This window comes from Saccharopolyspora indica (assembly GCF_027853965.1).
GTDB lineage: Bacteria > Actinomycetota > Actinomycetes > Mycobacteriales > Pseudonocardiaceae > Saccharopolyspora > Saccharopolyspora indica.
In genome coordinates this window covers 81,436-97,674 of record NZ_JAQGLB010000003.1, presented here as the reverse complement: position 1 = coordinate 97,674, position 16,239 = coordinate 81,436, and the positions used below count along the sequence as shown (strand labels likewise).

Sequence of the window (16,239 nt, the reverse complement as noted above, 5' to 3'; positions counted from 1 at the left end):
TGGTTGGGCCATCTTGTTGACTGGATTGGCGCGAGTGCCAGATAATCCTCGACATGGCGCGTCCCAGTCGGAAACCGGTGCGCCGCGAACACCTCGTCGCCGCGGCGACTCGTGCGGTCGGCAGCCAGGGGCTGGCCGGGCTGAGGGTCGCCGACGTGGCGGAGCAGGCGGGTGTGGTTCGCGGTTCGGTGCACTACTACTACCCGGATCTCTCCGAGCTGCTGCGCGAGGTGTTCCGGCGAGCGGTGGAGCGGTTCTGCACCGACCGCGCGGCGATGCTGTCCACAGTGGAGGACGCGCGGTGCAAGCTGGTCGCCGCGGCCCGCGCGGGAATCCCGTGGCGGGCCGACGACGAGCTGGTCAACGTGCTCTACGAGTTCAGCACCGCGGTCCGGCAGGACGCGAACTACTCGGTGATCGCGGAGAGCCTGTTCGACCGGCAGGTCACCATGTACGGCGCGGTGCTGGAGATCGGGCGCGCGCAGGGGCACTTCCGGCCGACCGCGCCGATCCCGGACATCGCGGCGAATCTGGTGTGCCTGGAGAACGGCTACGGCCTGGAGATCATCTCCGGCAACGCCGTGGTGCCCCCGCAGCGCGCGTTCGAGCTCATCCTGTCCTACGCCCGCGGCGCCACCGGCTGCGAGGACCTGACCGCCGACCTGGTCGAGGGGGAGAACAGTTGACCGCCACCCGAACGCCTGCCGGACTGCCCAGGGCTCGTGGGCTGGGAATCCCGTTCGACGGCACGCCCGGCCAGCACAACGCCATCACCGACGTCCCCGGGGTCGAGGTCGGGTGCAAGACCCTGATCGAGGGTGAGGCGGTGCGCACCGGGGTGACGGCGATCCTGCCGCGCGGCCGGTCCGGAGTGGCCGATCCGTGCGCCGCGGGCTGGTACTCCCTCAACGGCAACGGCGAGATGACCGGCACCGCGTGGATCGAGGAGACCGGCTCGCTGACGCTGCCGATCGGGATCACCAACACCCACGCCATCGGAACAGTCCACAGGGGACTGATCGACTGGGTGGTGCGGAACCGGCCCGAGCTGGCGCGCGAATGGCTGCTGCCCGTCGTCGGCGAGACCTGGGACGGCTACCTCAACGACATCAACGGCCCGCACGTCCGCACCGAACACGCCGCGCAGGCCGTGGACGCCGCCCGGCCCGGCCCGGTCGAGGAGGGCTCGGTCGGCGGTGGCACCGGGATGAACTGCTACGCCTTCAAGGGCGGCAACGGCAGCGCTTCCCGGCTCGTCGAGCACGAGTCCGACGGCTATGCGGTCGGTGTGTTCGTGCAGGCCAACTTCGGCTCCCGGCGGGAACTCGTGGTCAGGGGCGTGCCCGTGGGGGCGCAGCTGTCGGCGGACAACCTGATGGAGCAGAGCGACTGGCTGGCCGCACCCGGCGCGGGATCGGTGATAGTCGTGGTGGCCACCGACGCGCCGCTGCTGCCGGGGCAGTGCACCGCGCTCGCCCGCCGGGTGCCGCTCGGTCTCGCCCGCACCGGAACCACCGGCGGCCACTTCTCCGGCGACCTCTTCCTCGCCTTCTCCACCGCGAACCGAGGAGCCCTGACCAGCACCATGGCTCCAGGAGGCGCGGCCTACGAACAGCTTCGCTTCATCCCGTGGGGCCGGATGGATCCGTTCTACGAAGCCACCGTGCAGGCCACCGAAGAAGCGGTCCTCAACGCGCTCACGGCCAACGCGGACATGACCGGCCGCGACGGCCACCGAACCCCGGCCCTCCCGCACGACCACCTCACCGACCTGCTCCGCAAGTCGGGCGTGCAGCTCAACCGCGCTTGACGTGAGTTGGGGAAACGGCCCGGCTGACTCCGCCGAGAGCTCTCCGGCTCGGGTGCCCTCGGCGGAGTTCTTCGCGGTCAAACCCAGACGAGGTGCAGGTTCGACCGCCTGGAAAGCCGGTCCAGCGCGGCCTCGGCGGACTTGAAGCTGGCCCGCAACTGCCCGGAGGCGCTGACGACGTCGGCGCTGTCGTCGAAGGCCATGCCCCAGTACTCGACGTGCCCGTCCTGCCGATCGCCGACCTCCTCGCACAGCGCGAACACCCGAGGAGCGTTCTCCCGAGCGAGCTCCTGAAGAGCGGCCACGAACTCCTCCTCGCTCCACAACGGCAACCCCGACATAGCAACCTCCCTGTGATCCAGGTCATGACACTGGAAATGGTGTCGTAAAGATTTACGGATGGCGATAACTCGATGGGGTGCTCTTGATCGTCCCGGTCCTGGCGGGGGTGCAGACTGATCGTGGAGTCGTGACTGTCAGGAGGGTGTCCATGGTGGACCGGCAAGACCCCTCGGCCCTGCGCTGGCTCGTCGGTGTGGAGCTGCGCAACTTCCGCGTCCGGGCGGGCGAGACCAGCGCCGCAGCAGCGCGGGCGATCGGATGCTCACCTGGCAAGATCACGCACCTGGAGACCGGGCGTTACTTTCCGCAGCCCGACGAGGTGGCGGGGCTGCTGAAGTTCTACGGCGCTCCGGACTGGGAGGTAGAGCGGCTGAACTCGCTCGCTGGCCGCGCTGACCAGAAGACCTGGTGGGCACCTTGGGTGGATGTCCTGCCTGACTGGCTCAAGACCTACGTTGGGCTGGAAGGAATTGCGGGGTCGCTCTTCGCTTACCAGGCACTGATCGTGCCGGGTTTGATGCAGACGGAGGCCTATGCCGCGTCGTTGACGATGACGAGTGCTCGTGTCCGCCCTGATCACAACGAGCGTTTGGTGAGCTTCCGGATGGCTCGCCAGCGCAGGTTGGTCGACGGTGCGCCGTTGCAGCTGAACGCCGTGATCGAGGAATCGGTGCTGGATCGTCCGATCGGTGACCGCGAGGTGATGCGGGAACAGCTTCAGCATCTCCTCGACTTGTCGGCGCAGGACAACATCGACCTTCGCGTGCTGCCGACGTCGGTGGGACCGCATGCTGGGCTGAACGGAACGTTCACGGTGCTCAACTTCTCGGACGCGCAATCGATCGGTTACGTCGAGATCCCCGATGGCGCCGTCTACATCCAGGACCAGGACCAAGTAGCCGCTTACATTCACGCGGCCGACCGGCTACTGTCTTCCGCGTTGCCCGAGGAGGCTTCGGCGGAGGCGATCAGGAGTCGCCTGGCCGAATGAGGGAAGGCTGCTCGCGATGTCTGGCCGCGTGGTGTGGCGGAAGTCCAGCTACAGCGACAACGGCGCCGACTGCGTCGAGGTGGCATTCGTTCCGGGGCAAGGCCTCTCAGGATGGCGGAATTCCAGTCACAGCATGAACCAGGGCGCTTGTGTGGAAGTGGCGTTCAACGACGTCGCGGTGGCTGCGCGTGATTCGAAGGATCCGGAAGGTCCGGTGTTGGTGTTCTCGCGGGGTAGTTGGGCCGCATTCCTCGCTGGGCTGAGCGAGTGACGCGCCGTTGAGGGCTAACGGGGTTTAGCCGGGTTCGGTCGGAGCCGGGGGCCACGCTTCGGGGTTGAGGACGCCCAGCGCGTAGGCACGGGCCACCAGTGCCGTCCTGCCTCGCACGTTCCAGCGGCGGGAGAGCTGCGTCAGGTGGTAGTTGACGCCGTCCACGGTCAGGCCGACCGCTTTGGCGATCCTGGCGGTCGTGTCGCCGCCCGCTGCTAGGGCGAGGATTCGCGCTTCCACCCCGCTGGCCGGTGGTTCCGGCTGGTCGGGTGGTGCTTCGTCGCGTTCGCCGAGGATCCGGAGCACCAGCATCAGGGCCGGGGGAGCGTCCGCGGTGTCGCTGACCGGGGTGACGTCGACCTCGCCGTAGCGCTCGACGCCGGTCGGCGGGGTCCAGCTGACCTCGACCGGGTAGCGGGACCTGCGGTGCAGGCGGACGGCCTCGGCGATCGGGTGGAGCCGGGCCTTCGCGCGGGGCCGGAAGAAGTCGAGGGCGTTGCGCCCGCGCATCTGCCCCGGCAGCAGGCCCCACTCGGCGGCCATCGCCGGGTTCGCCAGCAGGATGCCGCCGTCGGCCTCGCAGAGCGCGATCGGCGTCGGCAGGTGGTCGAGCAGGAGGATCATGCGGTTGCGCCAGGTGATCGCTTCCCGGCGCCAGTCCTCCGCGTGCGGTGGTCCGCACGACTCGGGGTCCATGTGCTGCTCCCTGCGTGTTGCGCACGCCGGTCGATTTGGCAAGTCCCAGGTGCACCGGCGGACTACACGATTATGCAGTGCGGCGGCGGCCGCGGGGGTTCGCGCGGGGTGAGTGTGGAGGGGACCGCTCTCCCCGGCGGTTCCCCCAGCGCGAAAGGCGGTTGGCCCCCACATGGCCGCTCTGCTCCAGCCCGGCATCCCCGTCGTCGACGTGTCCGACGAGCCGACCAGCACGCCCGTCCTGCGGTCGATGCGGCTGGTCCGCCAGCACGGTCCGGCTTTCCTCCAGCGCCAGCACGGCCAGGACGCGCTGCTGGTCAGCAGCCTGGAACTGGTCACCGAGCTCTCCGACGAGCAGCGGTTCGGCAAGGCCATCGGACCGGCGCTGGAGAACGTCCGCGAGTTCGCCCACGACGGCCTGTTCACCGCCTACAACGACGAGCCCAACTGGGCCAAGGCGCACGACGTCCTGATGCCCGCCTTCGCCCTCGGTTCGATGCGCGCCTACCACCCGGTGATGCTGCGCGTCGCACAGCGGCTGATCGAGGTGTGGGACCGCAGGTGCGCGGCGGGCAGCCCGGTCGACGTGGCCGACGACATGACCCGGATGACGCTGGACACCATCGGCCTGGCCGGTTTCGGGTTCGACTTCGGTTCGTTCGACCGGGACGAACCGCACCCGTTCGTCGACGCCCTGGTGCGCTGCCTGCACTGGGCGATGACCAAGCTCAGCCGCGACCCGGACGCCGATCACGCGCGCACCGACGAGGCGTTCCGCGCCGACGCGGCCTTCCTCGCCTCGGTGGTGGACGAGGTCATCGCGACGCGCACCGCTCCCGGCGCACCGGCCCCGGAGAACGAGGACCTGCTGGGGCTGATGCTCAGCGCCACCCACCCCTCGGACGGGACCACCCTGGACCTGGCGAACATCCGCAACCAGGTGATCACCTTCCTGATCGCCGGGCACGAGACGACCTCCGGCACCCTGGCCTTCGCACTGCACAACCTGGTCAAGCACCCGACCGCGCTGCGGATGGTGCAGCGCGAGGTCGACGAGCTGTGGGGCGACCAGGGCGATCCGGAACCGACCTTCGAAGACGTCGGCCGCCTGCACTTCACCCGCCAGGTGCTCAACGAGACGCTGCGGATGTTCCCGCCGGCACCGGGTTTTTCGCGCCAAGCCCGCCACGACACGGTGCTGGGCGGCATCCCGATGCGGGCGGGGCAGTGGGCGTCGGTGGTGACCCCGATGCTGCACCGGGACCCGGTCTGGGGCGACAACCCCGAGCTGTTCGACCCCGCCCGCTTCACGCCCGAGGCCGAAGCGGCGCGCTCCCCGCACGCCTTCAAGCCGTTCGGGACCGGCGAGCGCGCGTGCATCGGTCGGCAGTTCGCGCTGCACGAGGCCACGATGCTGCTCGCGATGCTGGTCCACCGCTACCGGCTGCTCGACCACGCCGACTACCAGCTGCGCATCAAGCAGGCGCTCACCATCAAGCCCGACGGCTTGACCCTCGCCCTGGCCCGGCGCACCTCGGCGGACCGCGTCGCCGCGCCTGCCCAGGCCACCGAGGCACCCGCCGCGGACAGCGGGCTGCCCACGCGGGTCCGGCCGGGGACCGGAGTCCTGCTGCTGCACGGCAGCAACTACGGGACCTGCAAGGACTTCTCGGCCCAGCTCGCCGACGCCACCGCTGAGATCGGCTGCGACATCGCGATCGCTGCGCTCGACGAGCACACCGGCGCACTGCCCACCGACCGGCCCGTCGTCATCACCGCCGCCTCCTACAACGGCCAGCCCACCGACGACGCGGCCGAGTTCGCCCGCTGGCTGGAGAACGCCGAACCCGGTGCCGCCGACGGCGTCACCTACGCGGTCCTCGGCGTCGGCGACCGCAACTGGTCCGCCACCTACCAGCGCATCCCGACCTGGATCGACGCCCGGCTGGCCGACCTCGGCGGAACCCGGTTGCTGGAGCGCGCGGAGGCCGACGCCGCGGGCGATCTGACCGGCGCGGTCAAGGCCTTCACCGCCGCACTGCGCAACGCCGTGCTGGAGAGGCACGGCGATCCCGCCACGGTCGGAGCCGATCAGCCCGCGAGTCCCGCGCACATCGTCACCGAGGTCACCGGCGGTCCGCTGGACGAGCTGGCCGCCCGGCACGGCATGACGCCGATGACGGTCACCGAGACCGCCAGCCTCACCAGCCCCGGCTACCCGCGCGCCAAGCGCTTCGTGCGCCTGGCGCTGCCCGAGGGCGAGACCTACCGGACCGCCGACCACCTCACCGTGCTCCCGGTCAACGACCCGGCCCTGGTCGAGCGCGCCGCCCGGGTCCTGCGGGCGGACCTGGACACCGTCCTCAACATCGCGCCGCGCCGGGACGGGGTCGCGGTCGACCGGCCGGTGACCGTGCGCGAGCTGCTGACCCGGCACGTCGAGCTGCAGGACCGGCCGACCAGCGCCCAGCTGACCGTCCTCGCCGAGCTCAACCCGTGCCCGCCCGAGCAGCAGGCCCTGCGGGCCCTGGCCGGGGACCCGGATCACCGCAGCCTGCTGGAGGTCATCGAGGACAACCCCGCGCTGGCCGGGCAGCTGACCTGGCCGGTGCTGCTCGACCTGCTGCCGCCGATCCGGCCGCGCCACTACTCGATCTCGTCGTCACCGGCAGGCGATCCGCACCACGTCGAGCTGATGGTCTCCCTGTTGGAGGCCCCCGCGCGGTCGGGGCGCGGCACCTTCCGCGGCACCGGTTCGGGCCACCTGAACGACGTGCGCGCCGGTGACACCGTGCTCGCGCGTGTCCAGCCGTGCCGGGCCGCGTTCCGGATCGACCACGACGTCCCGGTGATCATGATCTCGGCCGGTACCGGCCTGGCCCCCTTCCGCGGCGCCATCGCCGACCGGCTCGACCGCGCGGCCGACGGCGCCCGGCTGGCCCCGGCGCTGTGCTACTTCGGTTGCGACGCCCCGGAAGCCGACTACCTGCACAGCGCCGAACTGCGCGCTGCGGAGCTGGCCGGTGCGGTCGAGATGCGCCCGGCCTTCAGCGCCGAACCGGTCGACGGGCAGGCCTTCGTCCAGCACCGCATCGCCGCCGAGGCCGACGAGCTGTGGCGACTGCTCGGCGACGGGGCGAAGATCTACGTCTGCGGCGACGGAACCCGGATGGCCCCGGGCGTGCGCGAGGCGTTCCGGGCCATCCACGCGCAGCGCACCGGTGGCGACGGAACCGCGTGGCTCGATTCGCTGGTCGCCGACGGCCGCTACGTCGAGGACGTCCACACCGCGCGCTGAGCCGCCGATCCCGTACGGAAACAGGAGGTTTCAACCCATGGACACCATGCTCGCCGGGCGGTTGCACGTGCCCAGCGGACAGTTCCGCGTCGAAGAGGTCCCGGTGCCCGTCCCCGGGCCGGGGGAGGTGCTGATCGAGGTCAAGGCCGCCGGGGTGTGCCTGTCCGACGTGCACCTGATCGACGGCAGCCTGAAGCCGTTCGTGCCCGTCGAGGAGATCACCCTCGGACACGAGGTCGCCGGGGTGATCCACTCGCTCGGCCCGGACCTGGGCGGCGACTGGACCGCGGGCACGCGCGTGGCGCTGCAGGCCGGGCAGAGCTGCGGCGAGTGCGCCAACTGCCGCCGTCGCCGCGCCCCCTGCCTGCTGGCCCGCACCCGCGGCGTGGACTACGACGGCGGCTGGGCGCAGTACGCGATCGCCCGCGAGGACACCCTCGCCCCGATCCCGGACGACCTGCCCTTCGACCAGGCCGCGATCATCCCGGACGCGGTCTCCACGCCCTACGCCGCCATCGTCGCCACCGGCAACGTCCGCCCAGCCCAGGCGGTGGGCATCTGGGGCGCGGGCGGCCTGGGCGCGCACGGCATCCAGCTGGCCCGGCTCGCCGGTGCGGCACCGGTGATCGCGGTCGACCCGCTGGCCGGCGCGCGCGAGCGCGCGCTCGCCTTCGGCGCCGACCTCGCGCTCGACCCGGCCGACCCGGACTTCGCCGCGGCGGTGCTGCGCGCCACCGACGGCCGGGGCCTGGACCTGGCCTTCGACTTCGCCGGTGTGCCCGCGGTGCGGGAGCAGGCCGCGCTCACCCTCTGCCGCGGCGGTGCCATGGTGCTGGCGGGGCTCACGCCGCAGCCGCTCACCGTCACCGACGGCACGCGCTTCAGCTGGAACCGCAACGAGATCCGCGGTCACTACGGGTCCGGTCCCGAGCACGTCGAGCAGTTGATCCGGCTGGCAGCCACCGGTCGCCTGGACCTGTCGCCGTCCATCAGCGGCCACCTGCCGCTGGCCGAGGCCGCGGAAGCGGTCCACCGGCTGGAGAACAAGGTGGGAGACCCGATCCGCCTGGTGCTCGTCCCCTGACCACGAGTGCCGCGCAGCCGCCGGGCTGCGCGGCACCGGTCAGCTGCCGGTGAGTTCGCCGGTGAGGCGGTGGTGGATCTTGGCGCTGTGGGTGTTCAGGCCGACGATCTCGACGGTCTTGCCGCGGGTTTCGTACTTGGTGGTGATGGCGTCGAGCGCGGCGACGGTGGAGGCGTCCCAGATGTGGGCGTCGGTGAGGTCGACGACGACCTTGTCCGGGTCGCTCGCGTAGTCGAAGTGCTGGACGAGTTCGTTGCTGGAGGCGAAGAACAGCTCGCCGGTGACCCGGTAGACGACCTCCGTGCCGTCGGGGTCGGTGACGGCGGTGACCTCGACGAGGTGGGCGACGCGGCGGGCGAAGATGACCATCGCGGTGATCGCGCCGACGACGACGCCGATGGCGAGGTTGTGGGTGGCCACCACGACGGCCACGGTCACGACCATGACCGTCGTCTCGCCGACCGGCATCCGCTTGAGGGTCTTCGGCGCGATGCTGTGCCAGTCGAAGGTGCCGACGGAGACCAGCACCATGACGGCGACCAGCGCGGCCATCGGGATCTGCGAGACCAGCGGCCCGAAGACGATGCACAGCACCATCAGGAACGCGCCGGCCAGGAAGGTCGACAGCCGGGTGCGGGCGCCCGCGGTCCTGACGTTGATCATGGTCTGGCCGATCATCGCGCAGCCGCCCATCCCGCCGAAGAAGCCGGTGACGACGTTGGCGATGCCCTGACCGATGGATTCGCGGGTCTTGTTGGATCGGGTGTCGGTGATGTCGTCGACGAGCTTGGCGGTCATCAGCGATTCCATCAGCCCGACCAGCGCGAACGCCAGCGCGTACGGGGCGATCAGGGAGAGCGTGTCCAGCGTGAACGGGACGTCGGGGATGCCGGGAACGGGCAGTGCGGAGGGCAGTGCGCCCTTGTCGCCGACGGTGGGCACGGCGATCCCGGCGGCGATGGTCAGCGCGGTGAGCGCGACGATGGACACCAGCGGCGCGGGGACGGCCTTGGTGAGCTTCGGGAACAGCACCATGATCACCAGGGCGGCGGCGAACAGCGGGTAGACCTGCCACGGCACGTCGATCAGCTCGGGGATCTGCGCCATGAAGATGAGGATGGCCAGGGAATTGACGAAGCCGACCATCACGCTGCGCGGCACGAACCGCATCAACCGGGCCACCCCGAGCGAGCCCAGGACGATCTGGAACACCCCGCCCAGGATGACCGTCGCGACCAGGTAGCCGAGCCCGTGCTCGCGGGCCAGCGGGGCCACCACCAGTGCGATCGCGCCGGTGGCTGCGGAGATCATCGCGGGCCGCCCGCCGACGATCGAGATGACCACGGCCATGGTGAACGAGGCGAACAGGCCGATGCTGGGATCGACCCCGGCGATGATCGAGAACGAGATGGCCTCGGGGATCAGCGCCAGAGCGACGACGAGTCCGGCGAGGATCTCGGTGCGGGCGACCTTGGGCGACAGCCACGCCGGCCGGCTCGGCCGCAGGCGGGACAACGGGGGAGTGGGCACTTCACGACCTGACATGCTCGGGCGCCGCACGGCGCGGAACGTCGTCGCGTCGAGGCACGACGCGACTCACGACGCGGCGGCGGTGCCGCGGGGTGGACGGGATGCCCGCCCCGGGACGTCGGCGCGGCGGAACCCTACCCTTACGTTAGATGAGAGTTGCTCGCGCGCCCCAGCCCTCCGGCGCGGGTGAGGCCGGGATCACTGGGAGGTCAGCCGGTGGCGGGCCGCTCGGTGCCGAGGTGCGCGCGGAGGGTGGCCGCGAACTCCTCGGCGATGCGCAGCTTGGTGCGCAGCTCCACGCAGCGCTGCTCGGCGGATTCGCTGAACGCGGCCAGCCTGCCCGCCGGGTCGTCGATCTTCGGGCTGGTGGGCGTGGGGTCGATGATGGCCAGCAGCTCGCGCATCTCCTCCAGCTGGAACCCCAGCGGTTTCATGCGCATGATGAGCTTGAGCCGGTCGACGTCGGGTTCGGTGTAGAGGCGGAAGCCGCCCTGGCTGCGGTCGCTGGGCACCACCAGTCCGACTTCCTCGTAGTAGCGGATGGTGCGCAGGGACAGCCCCGTGCGCTCAGCGACCTCGCCGATCTGCATCCGCTCGCTCACGTCATACCCTTCCCGGTCCGGACTCCGAACCCACCGTAATCGACGGGGCGGTCCGGCCGTTCCGGCGGCCGGACCGGCGTGGCGCTGCGGGCCGCCGGACTCCCGCACCATAGGGTCGGCCCCCACCGGCTCGCGCTGCTCGCGCAGCGGCCGCCGGTCGACCGGCCCCGGTGCGGGCGACCCCTGGGATCGGAGGGCAAGGATGGGTGCTCGTTTCGAGGAGATCGATTGGCAGGAGACGCCGATCGGTGCGATCAGCTTGCGGCGGCGGCGGGATCCGCTGCTGGGCGTGGACGTCTACGAGGTCAAGCTCGACGACGAATACCTGATGTCGAGCCTGTTCACGGTGGCCGAGGAGGAGCTCGCGCGGCTGGGCCTGGCCGAGCTGCCCGGCACCGGCTTCGACGTCGTGGTCGGCGGGCTCGGGCTCGGCTGCACCGCGCGTGCCGCGCTCGACGATCCGCGGGTGCGCTCCTCGATCGTCGTCGAAGGCCTGCCCGAGGTGGTCGACTGGCACCAGCGCGGCCTGCTGCCGCTGTCGGAGTCCCTGACCGGTGACCCGCGGAACCGGTTCGTGCGAGGCGATTTCTTCGCCATGGCCGCCTCGGTCCCGGGCTTCGACCCGGCAGCACCCGGTCGGCGGTTCCACGCGGTCCTGCTCGACATCGACCACTCGCCGCGCCACGTCCTGGACTCCGGCCACGCCGACTTCTACACCCCAGCGGGACTGCGCCGCCTCGCCGCCCACCTCCACCCCGGCGGCGTGTTCGCGCTGTGGTCGGACGACCCGCCGGAGGCGGAGTTCACCGCAGTGCTCGCCGAGGTCTTCGAGACGGTCGAAGCGCACACCGTGACCTTCGACAACCCCTACGGCGGCGGGAAGTCCGCCAACACGGTCTACGTCTCCCGGCTCGCCGCGCGCTGACCGCCGGACGATCGGGTGACTGCTGGGGGAGGAGTCAGCCGGTGGCCAGGTCGCGCCGCTTGATGGCCATCGATCCGACCGCGACGAGCACCGCGGTGAACACCAGCAGCCCGGTGTAGGTCAGCGGCGTCGGTTGGAAGTACGGGCTGATCGATGCGAACGGCGATGTTGCGCGGTACAGCCATTCGGGCAGGGAACCGGCTTTGACGGCGATCTCGACGGCGATCCCGATCGCGAGCGCGGTCCAGCCCACCCGCGGCGCGGTGCGGGCGCGCAGGCCGAACGCGGCGAAGGCGATCGCGACGATGACCCACACGGCGATCACCAGGGGCATGGTCAGCGCCAGCGGTCGGCCGAGCTCGTCCACGCGGCCGGTCGCTGCCCAGGTGCCGAGGCCCAAGCCCAGGCCCATCGCGAACTGCAGCACCACCGGGGCCGCCATCGCGACGGCCAGTTGGCCGAGCGCCCACCGCACGCGGCCGAGCGGGCCGCCGAGCAGGTTCGCGGCGATGCCCGAGGTTTCGTCCCGGTGCAGCCGAAGCACGGTGAGCACCGCGTGGATTCCGGTGACGAAGACGAAGGAGAACACGACGTAGACGTACAGCGCGTCGGCCGGATCGTCGATCAGCATCGCGGCCGCGTACGCCTGCACCCAGGCCGAGCGCCCGTACTCGGCCATCGCACCGGACCCACCTGCGCCGAGCGCGAGCCCCATCGCGAGCAGGAACGCGGAGAAGGCGATCACGTCGGGGCGGTGCAACCGCAGCGCCAGTGCCAGGTCGCTGCGCAACCACTCGGGCGCGGTGACCGGGCCGGGCCGCGAACCGAGCAGTGCGCCGCCGATGTCCCGACGAGCCGAGAGCCGGGCGGCGAGCACGACCAGCGCGATCGAGAGCGCCACCGCCAGTGCCAGCGGCCACCACCGGTCGGCGGTGTACGGGCGGATCTCCTCCAGCCATCCGTTCGGGATCAGCCACACCGACCAGGCCGCCGAGTCACCGCTGATGGCCGCGACGCCGCGCAGGAAGTGCATCGCGTAGATGACGCCCGCCGCGCTGACGCCTGCGATCACGGATCGTGTGGTGAGCTGGGCCGCCACCGCCGCGAACGCCGCGCCGAGCCAGGCCGCCGCGCCACCGGTGCTGCCCATCGCGAACGACCCCGGAACCGGTAACCCGAAGCCGATCAGGGCGAGAGCGCCGGCGACGGTGATGACGATTCCGGCGGCACCGATCACGGCCATCACGGCGGCCAGCGGTGCGTGCCTGCCGGTCACGGTCGATCCGAGGAGTTCGCGCCGCCCGGCCGCTTCCTCGCCGCGGGTGTGCCTGGCGACCAGGAGGGCGGCACCGAGCGCGGCGATCAGCACTGCTGTCGCGAACCCCTGCTGCGCGCTCAGCGCAGCGGTGGTGTCGCCGAAGGCCCGTCCCTGGAAGATGACGAACATGGGCGTGCCCTCGACCTGCTCGAACCGGTGCCTGCGGTCTGCCGCGGTCGAGTAGGTGGTCGCGACTCCCGATGCGCCTGCGAGCGGGGCGGAGAGGCTGAGCAGGAGCCACAGCGGGATCAGCAATCGGTCGCGGCGGAGGATGAGGCGGACCAGCCCCGCCGTACCGGCGAATTCGGCGCCCTTCACCGGACCTCCTCCAGGTTCTTCCCGGCGGACCGGTCGTAGTGGCGGAGGAACAGCTCCTCCAAGCTCGCCGGTTCGACGACGAGGCGGGAGGTGCCGATCGCCGCGAGCCGGGCGAGCACCGGGTCGAGCCGGCCGGCGTCGACCTCGAACCGGACGTGCGCGCCGTCGATCTGCAGGTCGTGGATCTCCGGGAGGGCGCCCAGCGCCGCCGGGTCACCGATGAGGACGCCGTGGACCGACGTGCGGGACAGGTGACGCAGGTCGGCGAGCGAACCGCGCTCGACCACCCGGCCGTCCCGGATGATCGTCACCTGGTCGCACAGCGCTTCGACCTCCGAGAGGATGTGGCTGGACAGCAGCACGGTTCGCCCTTCCGCGGCGGCCTCCCGCACGCATGCCCGGAACACCTCCTCCATCAGCGGGTCCAGGCCGGAGGTCGGCTCGTCCAGGATCAACAGCTCGGCGTCGGCGCACAGGGCGGCGACGAGCGCGACCTTCTGCCGGTTGCCGGTCGAGTAGGTCCGGCACCGCTTGCCCGGGTCGAGCTGGAACCTCTCGATCAACTCATCGCGGCGTCCGGCGTCGGCCGAGCCGCGCATCCGGCCGAGCAGGTCGATCACCTCGCCCCCGGTCAAGCTCGGCCAGAGCGTGACGTCACCGGGCACGTACGCCAGCTGCGCGTGCAGCTGGGCGGCATCGGACCACGGGTCGCGCCCCAGCACCGCCGCTTCGCCGGCGTCGGCGCGCATCAGTCCGAGGAGGATCCGGATGGTGGTGGACTTGCCCGCCCCGTTCGGACCGAGGAAACCGTGGATCTGACCGGCCGAGACGCTCAGGTCCAGTCCGTCCAGGGCCTTGGCCCGGCCGAAGCTCTTCACGAGGCCCTCGATCTGGACGACCTCACTCATGTTCCGCTCCTCGGGAGGTCTGGGCGTTGTCGAACAACGTCGCCATCGCTTGGTAGACGTCGGTGATCGCGGTGGGGATCAGCGCGCGGTTCTCGTCGTCGAGAGCGTTCACGCCGAGCCGGCGCGACAGGTGCGAGTGCAGTGCGATGGGCCCGAGGTGCATCGCCGACATGGCGGCGGCAGCGGCCCGGGCCCGGGCCGCTCCGGCCTCGTCCGGTCCGAACCGTTCCGGCCAGTTGGCGGCGAACCAGGACTCGGCCAGTTCGGCACCGGCGTCGAAGAGCTCGGCTGCGGTCGTGGATCCGTCGATCAGCGCGCGGCCGAGGTACCGGAGGACGAGCTCGTCCACCTCGCGGTTCATCGGCGTGGTGAACGGATCGCCGCTGCTCGCCGCTGCCCGCGCCTCGTCGAGCATGCTGCCGATCGCGAAGTCGTCGCATGCCTTGCGCAGCCCGGCCTTCGAGCCGAAGTGGTGCTGGACGAGCCCGATCGAAACCCCGGCCTCCGCAGCGACCGCCCGCATCGACGTCCCGTCGGCGCCCCGGTCGGCGAACATCCGCATCGCCGTGTCGCGGATCCGCGCACGAGCCGTCAGGTCTTCGGCACGCGGGTCGTCCCTGCTTGAAGGTGTTCCCATGGGCGGGACAATACAGATGACCAATAAGCAATACAAGTGTATGGGCGGATCGCGGGCCGCCTCGTCGATGCGGGTGGGGTGAGGGCCGCCTGCCCGTTTTGCGTAGAATGTTCATGGGTGTGCCGGGAAGTCTGGTCGGCGAGTCAGTCCGTGCTTCCGATCAGATGGGTTTCCGCATGGAGGAAAAGACCCCTTCCCGGCGTGGTCTTCTCGCACGCCTGTCCGGCACCGAGGCGCGCACCGTGTCCCAGATCCTGCGCGCGGAGTCCGTTGGGGGAGCTCTGCTGCTGGTAGCGGCGGTGCTCGCGCTGGTGTGGATCAACTCGCCGTGGGGCGAGGCCTACGAGGCCGTTCGCTCGTTCGTCCCGTGGCCCGGCGGGGCCGCGCTCGGCCTGGACCTCGACCTCGCCCACTGGGCGGCCGACGGCCTGCTGGCGATCTTCTTCTTCATCGTGGGCCTGGAGCTCAAACGCGAGTTCGTCGCCGGTGATCTGCGCGATCCCGGGCGGGCCGCGGTCCCGGTCGTGGCTGCGATCGGCGGCATGCTCGTGCCCGCGTTGATCTTCGTGGCGCTCAACATCGGCGCGGGCGGCTCGGCGCTGCGCGGTTGGGCGATCCCCACCGCGACCGATATCGCGTTCGCCCTGGCCGTGCTCGCCGTCATCGCCTCGCACCTGCCGACCTCGCTGCGGGCCTTCTTGCTCACGCTCGCCGTGGTCGACGACCTGCTGGCGATCGCGGTCATCGCGATCTTCTACACCGATGAGTTCAACCTGGGCGTGCTGGCAGCCGCCCTGGTGCCGATCGCGCTGTTCGGGCTGCTGGTGCAGCGGCGGAAGACCTCGTGGTGGGCGCTGATCCCGCTCGCGTTGCTGGCCTGGTACTTCGTGCACGCATCGGGGGTGCACGCCACGATCGCCGGAGTGCTGCTCGGGTTCACCGTTCCCGTCGTCGCGCGCGAGGGCGAGTCCACCGGGCTGGCCGAGCACCTGGAACACCTCTGGCGCCCCGTTTCGGCCGGTGTGGCGGTGCCGCTGTTCGCGCTGTTCGCCGCCGGGGTGTCCTTGCGGGGCGATGCGCTGGTCGGGGCCATGACCAGCACGGTCGCCCTCGGGGTCGTGGGCGGGCTGGTGCTGGGCAAGCTCGTCGGGATCTTCGGATCCACCTTCGTGGTGGCCAAGTGCACGCGGGCTCGGCTGGACCCCGGGCTGTCGTGGTGGGACATCGTCGGGGTCGCGTTGCTCGCCGGCATCGGGTTCACCGTCTCCCTGCTGATCGGGGAGCTGGCCTTCGACGCCGGCGATCCGCGCGGTGACTACGTCAAGACCGCCGTTCTGCTGGGATCGCTGATCGCGGCCGTCCTGGCCGCGATCGTGCTCAGCGCGCGCAACCGCGCATACCGGCGGTTGGAAGGTGCGGAGGTGAGCAGCACGAGCTGACGGATCGATATCCGGCTGGAGGTGGCGACGGCTCTTCCAGCCGGATCCGAACCGCGTCGCCGGGCTCCTC

General features: G+C 71.0%; 15 protein-coding genes. 8 read left to right on the top strand and 7 right to left on the bottom strand.

Features of this window, described 5'->3' with window-relative positions; translation table 11 throughout:
- The first annotated feature begins 53 nt into the window (after window positions 1-53).
- Window positions 54-686 carry a TetR/AcrR family transcriptional regulator gene (locus OU416_RS07830; protein ID WP_270926171.1) on the top strand — a complete coding sequence of 211 codons (633 nt, stop codon included), beginning with the start codon at window positions 54-56 and terminating at the stop codon, window positions 684-686.
- Window positions 683-1,810 (top strand): DmpA family aminopeptidase, encoded by a 1,128-nt coding sequence (locus tag OU416_RS07825; RefSeq protein WP_372907249.1) that lies wholly within the window; start codon window positions 683-685, stop codon window positions 1,808-1,810. Before OU416_RS07830 ends, OU416_RS07825 begins: the two co-directional genes overlap by 4 nt.
- A gap of 77 nt (window positions 1,811-1,887) precedes the next feature.
- Here OU416_RS07825 and OU416_RS07820 read toward each other — a convergent pair whose 3' ends face one another.
- On the bottom strand, window positions 1,888-2,115 hold the full coding sequence (locus OU416_RS07820) for a hypothetical protein (protein WP_270926170.1): 228 nt from the start codon (window positions 2,113-2,115) through the stop codon (window positions 1,888-1,890).
- Between the two features lie 185 nt (window positions 2,116-2,300).
- Between OU416_RS07820 and OU416_RS07815 the strand changes: the two genes are divergently transcribed.
- Both OU416_RS07815 and OU416_RS07810 read left to right on the top strand, forming a co-directional pair.
- Window positions 2,301-3,143 carry a helix-turn-helix domain-containing protein gene (locus tag OU416_RS07815; protein ID WP_270926169.1) on the top strand — a complete coding sequence of 281 codons (843 nt, stop codon included), beginning with the start codon at window positions 2,301-2,303 and terminating at the stop codon, window positions 3,141-3,143.
- 16 nt (window positions 3,144-3,159) lie between these two features.
- Window positions 3,160-3,414, top strand: a complete 255-nt coding sequence (locus OU416_RS07810) for a DUF397 domain-containing protein (protein ID WP_270926168.1) — start codon at window positions 3,160-3,162, stop codon at window positions 3,412-3,414.
- Window positions 3,415-3,438: 24 nt separating this feature from the next.
- On the opposite strand, the gene OU416_RS07805 is transcribed toward OU416_RS07810, so the two are convergent.
- Window positions 3,439-4,110, bottom strand: coding sequence for a PAS domain-containing protein (locus tag OU416_RS07805; protein WP_270926167.1), 672 nt, complete (start codon window positions 4,108-4,110; stop codon window positions 3,439-3,441).
- A 172-nt stretch (window positions 4,111-4,282) separates the two neighbouring features.
- Between OU416_RS07805 and OU416_RS07800 the strand changes: the two genes are divergently transcribed.
- Together OU416_RS07800 and OU416_RS07795 are read left to right on the top strand one after the other, a co-directional pair.
- Window positions 4,283-7,408 carry a bifunctional cytochrome P450/NADPH--P450 reductase gene (locus OU416_RS07800; RefSeq protein ID WP_270926166.1) on the top strand — a complete coding sequence of 1,042 codons (3,126 nt, stop codon included), beginning with the start codon at window positions 4,283-4,285 and terminating at the stop codon, window positions 7,406-7,408.
- Between the two features lie 37 nt (window positions 7,409-7,445).
- A complete protein-coding gene (locus OU416_RS07795; protein ID WP_270926165.1) occupies window positions 7,446-8,492 on the top strand; it encodes a zinc-binding dehydrogenase in 1,047 nt (348 codons plus the stop codon).
- 39 nt (window positions 8,493-8,531) lie between these two features.
- On the opposite strand, the gene OU416_RS07790 is transcribed toward OU416_RS07795, so the two are convergent.
- Window positions 8,532-10,022 (bottom strand): SulP family inorganic anion transporter, encoded by a 1,491-nt coding sequence (locus tag OU416_RS07790; RefSeq protein ID WP_270926164.1) that lies wholly within the window; start codon window positions 10,020-10,022, stop codon window positions 8,532-8,534.
- A 209-nt stretch (window positions 10,023-10,231) separates the two neighbouring features.
- Window positions 10,232-10,612, bottom strand: coding sequence for a MerR family transcriptional regulator (locus OU416_RS07785; protein WP_372907251.1), 381 nt, complete (start codon window positions 10,610-10,612; stop codon window positions 10,232-10,234).
- 214 nt (window positions 10,613-10,826) lie between these two features.
- Between OU416_RS07785 and OU416_RS07780 the strand changes: the two genes are divergently transcribed.
- A complete protein-coding gene (locus OU416_RS07780; RefSeq protein ID WP_270926162.1) occupies window positions 10,827-11,549 on the top strand; it encodes a polyamine aminopropyltransferase in 723 nt (240 codons plus the stop codon).
- Between the two features lie 34 nt (window positions 11,550-11,583).
- On the opposite strand, the gene OU416_RS07775 is transcribed toward OU416_RS07780, so the two are convergent.
- From OU416_RS07775 to OU416_RS07765, 3 genes are read right to left on the bottom strand one after another with little or no spacing between them, the layout of a single operon-like run.
- Window positions 11,584-13,185 (bottom strand): hypothetical protein, encoded by a 1,602-nt coding sequence (locus OU416_RS07775; protein WP_270926161.1) that lies wholly within the window; start codon window positions 13,183-13,185, stop codon window positions 11,584-11,586.
- A complete protein-coding gene (locus tag OU416_RS07770; protein WP_270926160.1) occupies window positions 13,182-14,093 on the bottom strand; it encodes an ABC transporter ATP-binding protein in 912 nt (303 codons plus the stop codon). The genes OU416_RS07775 and OU416_RS07770 overlap by 4 nt, the downstream gene beginning before the upstream one ends.
- Window positions 14,086-14,730 (bottom strand): TetR/AcrR family transcriptional regulator, encoded by a 645-nt coding sequence (locus tag OU416_RS07765; RefSeq protein WP_270926159.1) that lies wholly within the window; start codon window positions 14,728-14,730, stop codon window positions 14,086-14,088. The genes OU416_RS07770 and OU416_RS07765 overlap by 8 nt, the downstream gene beginning before the upstream one ends.
- A gap of 176 nt (window positions 14,731-14,906) precedes the next feature.
- Between OU416_RS07765 and nhaA the strand changes: the two genes are divergently transcribed.
- Complete coding sequence (nhaA, locus tag OU416_RS07760) at window positions 14,907-16,169, top strand: Na+/H+ antiporter NhaA (RefSeq protein WP_270926158.1); 1,263 nt, start codon at window positions 14,907-14,909, stop codon at window positions 16,167-16,169.
- Window positions 16,170-16,239 lie beyond the last annotated feature (70 nt).

What these genes read in the sequence shown, in the direction of transcription:
- OU416_RS07805 (WP_270926167.1), bottom strand. Translation starts at nt 4,110, where the DNA reads ATGGACCCCGAGTCGTGCGGACCACCGCACGCGGAGGACTGGCGCCGG.
- OU416_RS07795 (WP_270926165.1), top strand. Translation starts at nt 7,446, where the DNA reads ATGGACACCATGCTCGCCGGGCGGTTGCACGTGCCCAGCGGACAGTTC.
- OU416_RS07765 (WP_270926159.1), bottom strand. Translation starts at nt 14,730, where the DNA reads ATGGGAACACCTTCAAGCAGGGACGACCCGCGTGCCGAAGACCTGACG.
- OU416_RS07785 (WP_372907251.1), bottom strand. Translation starts at nt 10,612, where the DNA reads ATGCAGATCGGCGAGGTCGCTGAGCGCACGGGGCTGTCCCTGCGCACC.
- OU416_RS07815 (WP_270926169.1), top strand. Translation starts at nt 2,301, where the DNA reads ATGGTGGACCGGCAAGACCCCTCGGCCCTGCGCTGGCTCGTCGGTGTG.
- OU416_RS07810 (WP_270926168.1), top strand. Translation starts at nt 3,160, where the DNA reads ATGTCTGGCCGCGTGGTGTGGCGGAAGTCCAGCTACAGCGACAACGGC.
- nhaA (WP_270926158.1), top strand. Translation starts at nt 14,907, where the DNA reads ATGGAGGAAAAGACCCCTTCCCGGCGTGGTCTTCTCGCACGCCTGTCC.
- OU416_RS07770 (WP_270926160.1), bottom strand. Translation starts at nt 14,093, where the DNA reads ATGAGTGAGGTCGTCCAGATCGAGGGCCTCGTGAAGAGCTTCGGCCGG.
- OU416_RS07830 (WP_270926171.1), top strand. Translation starts at nt 54, where the DNA reads ATGGCGCGTCCCAGTCGGAAACCGGTGCGCCGCGAACACCTCGTCGCC.
- OU416_RS07780 (WP_270926162.1), top strand. Translation starts at nt 10,827, where the DNA reads ATGGGTGCTCGTTTCGAGGAGATCGATTGGCAGGAGACGCCGATCGGT.
- OU416_RS07800 (WP_270926166.1), top strand. Translation starts at nt 4,283, where the DNA reads ATGGCCGCTCTGCTCCAGCCCGGCATCCCCGTCGTCGACGTGTCCGAC.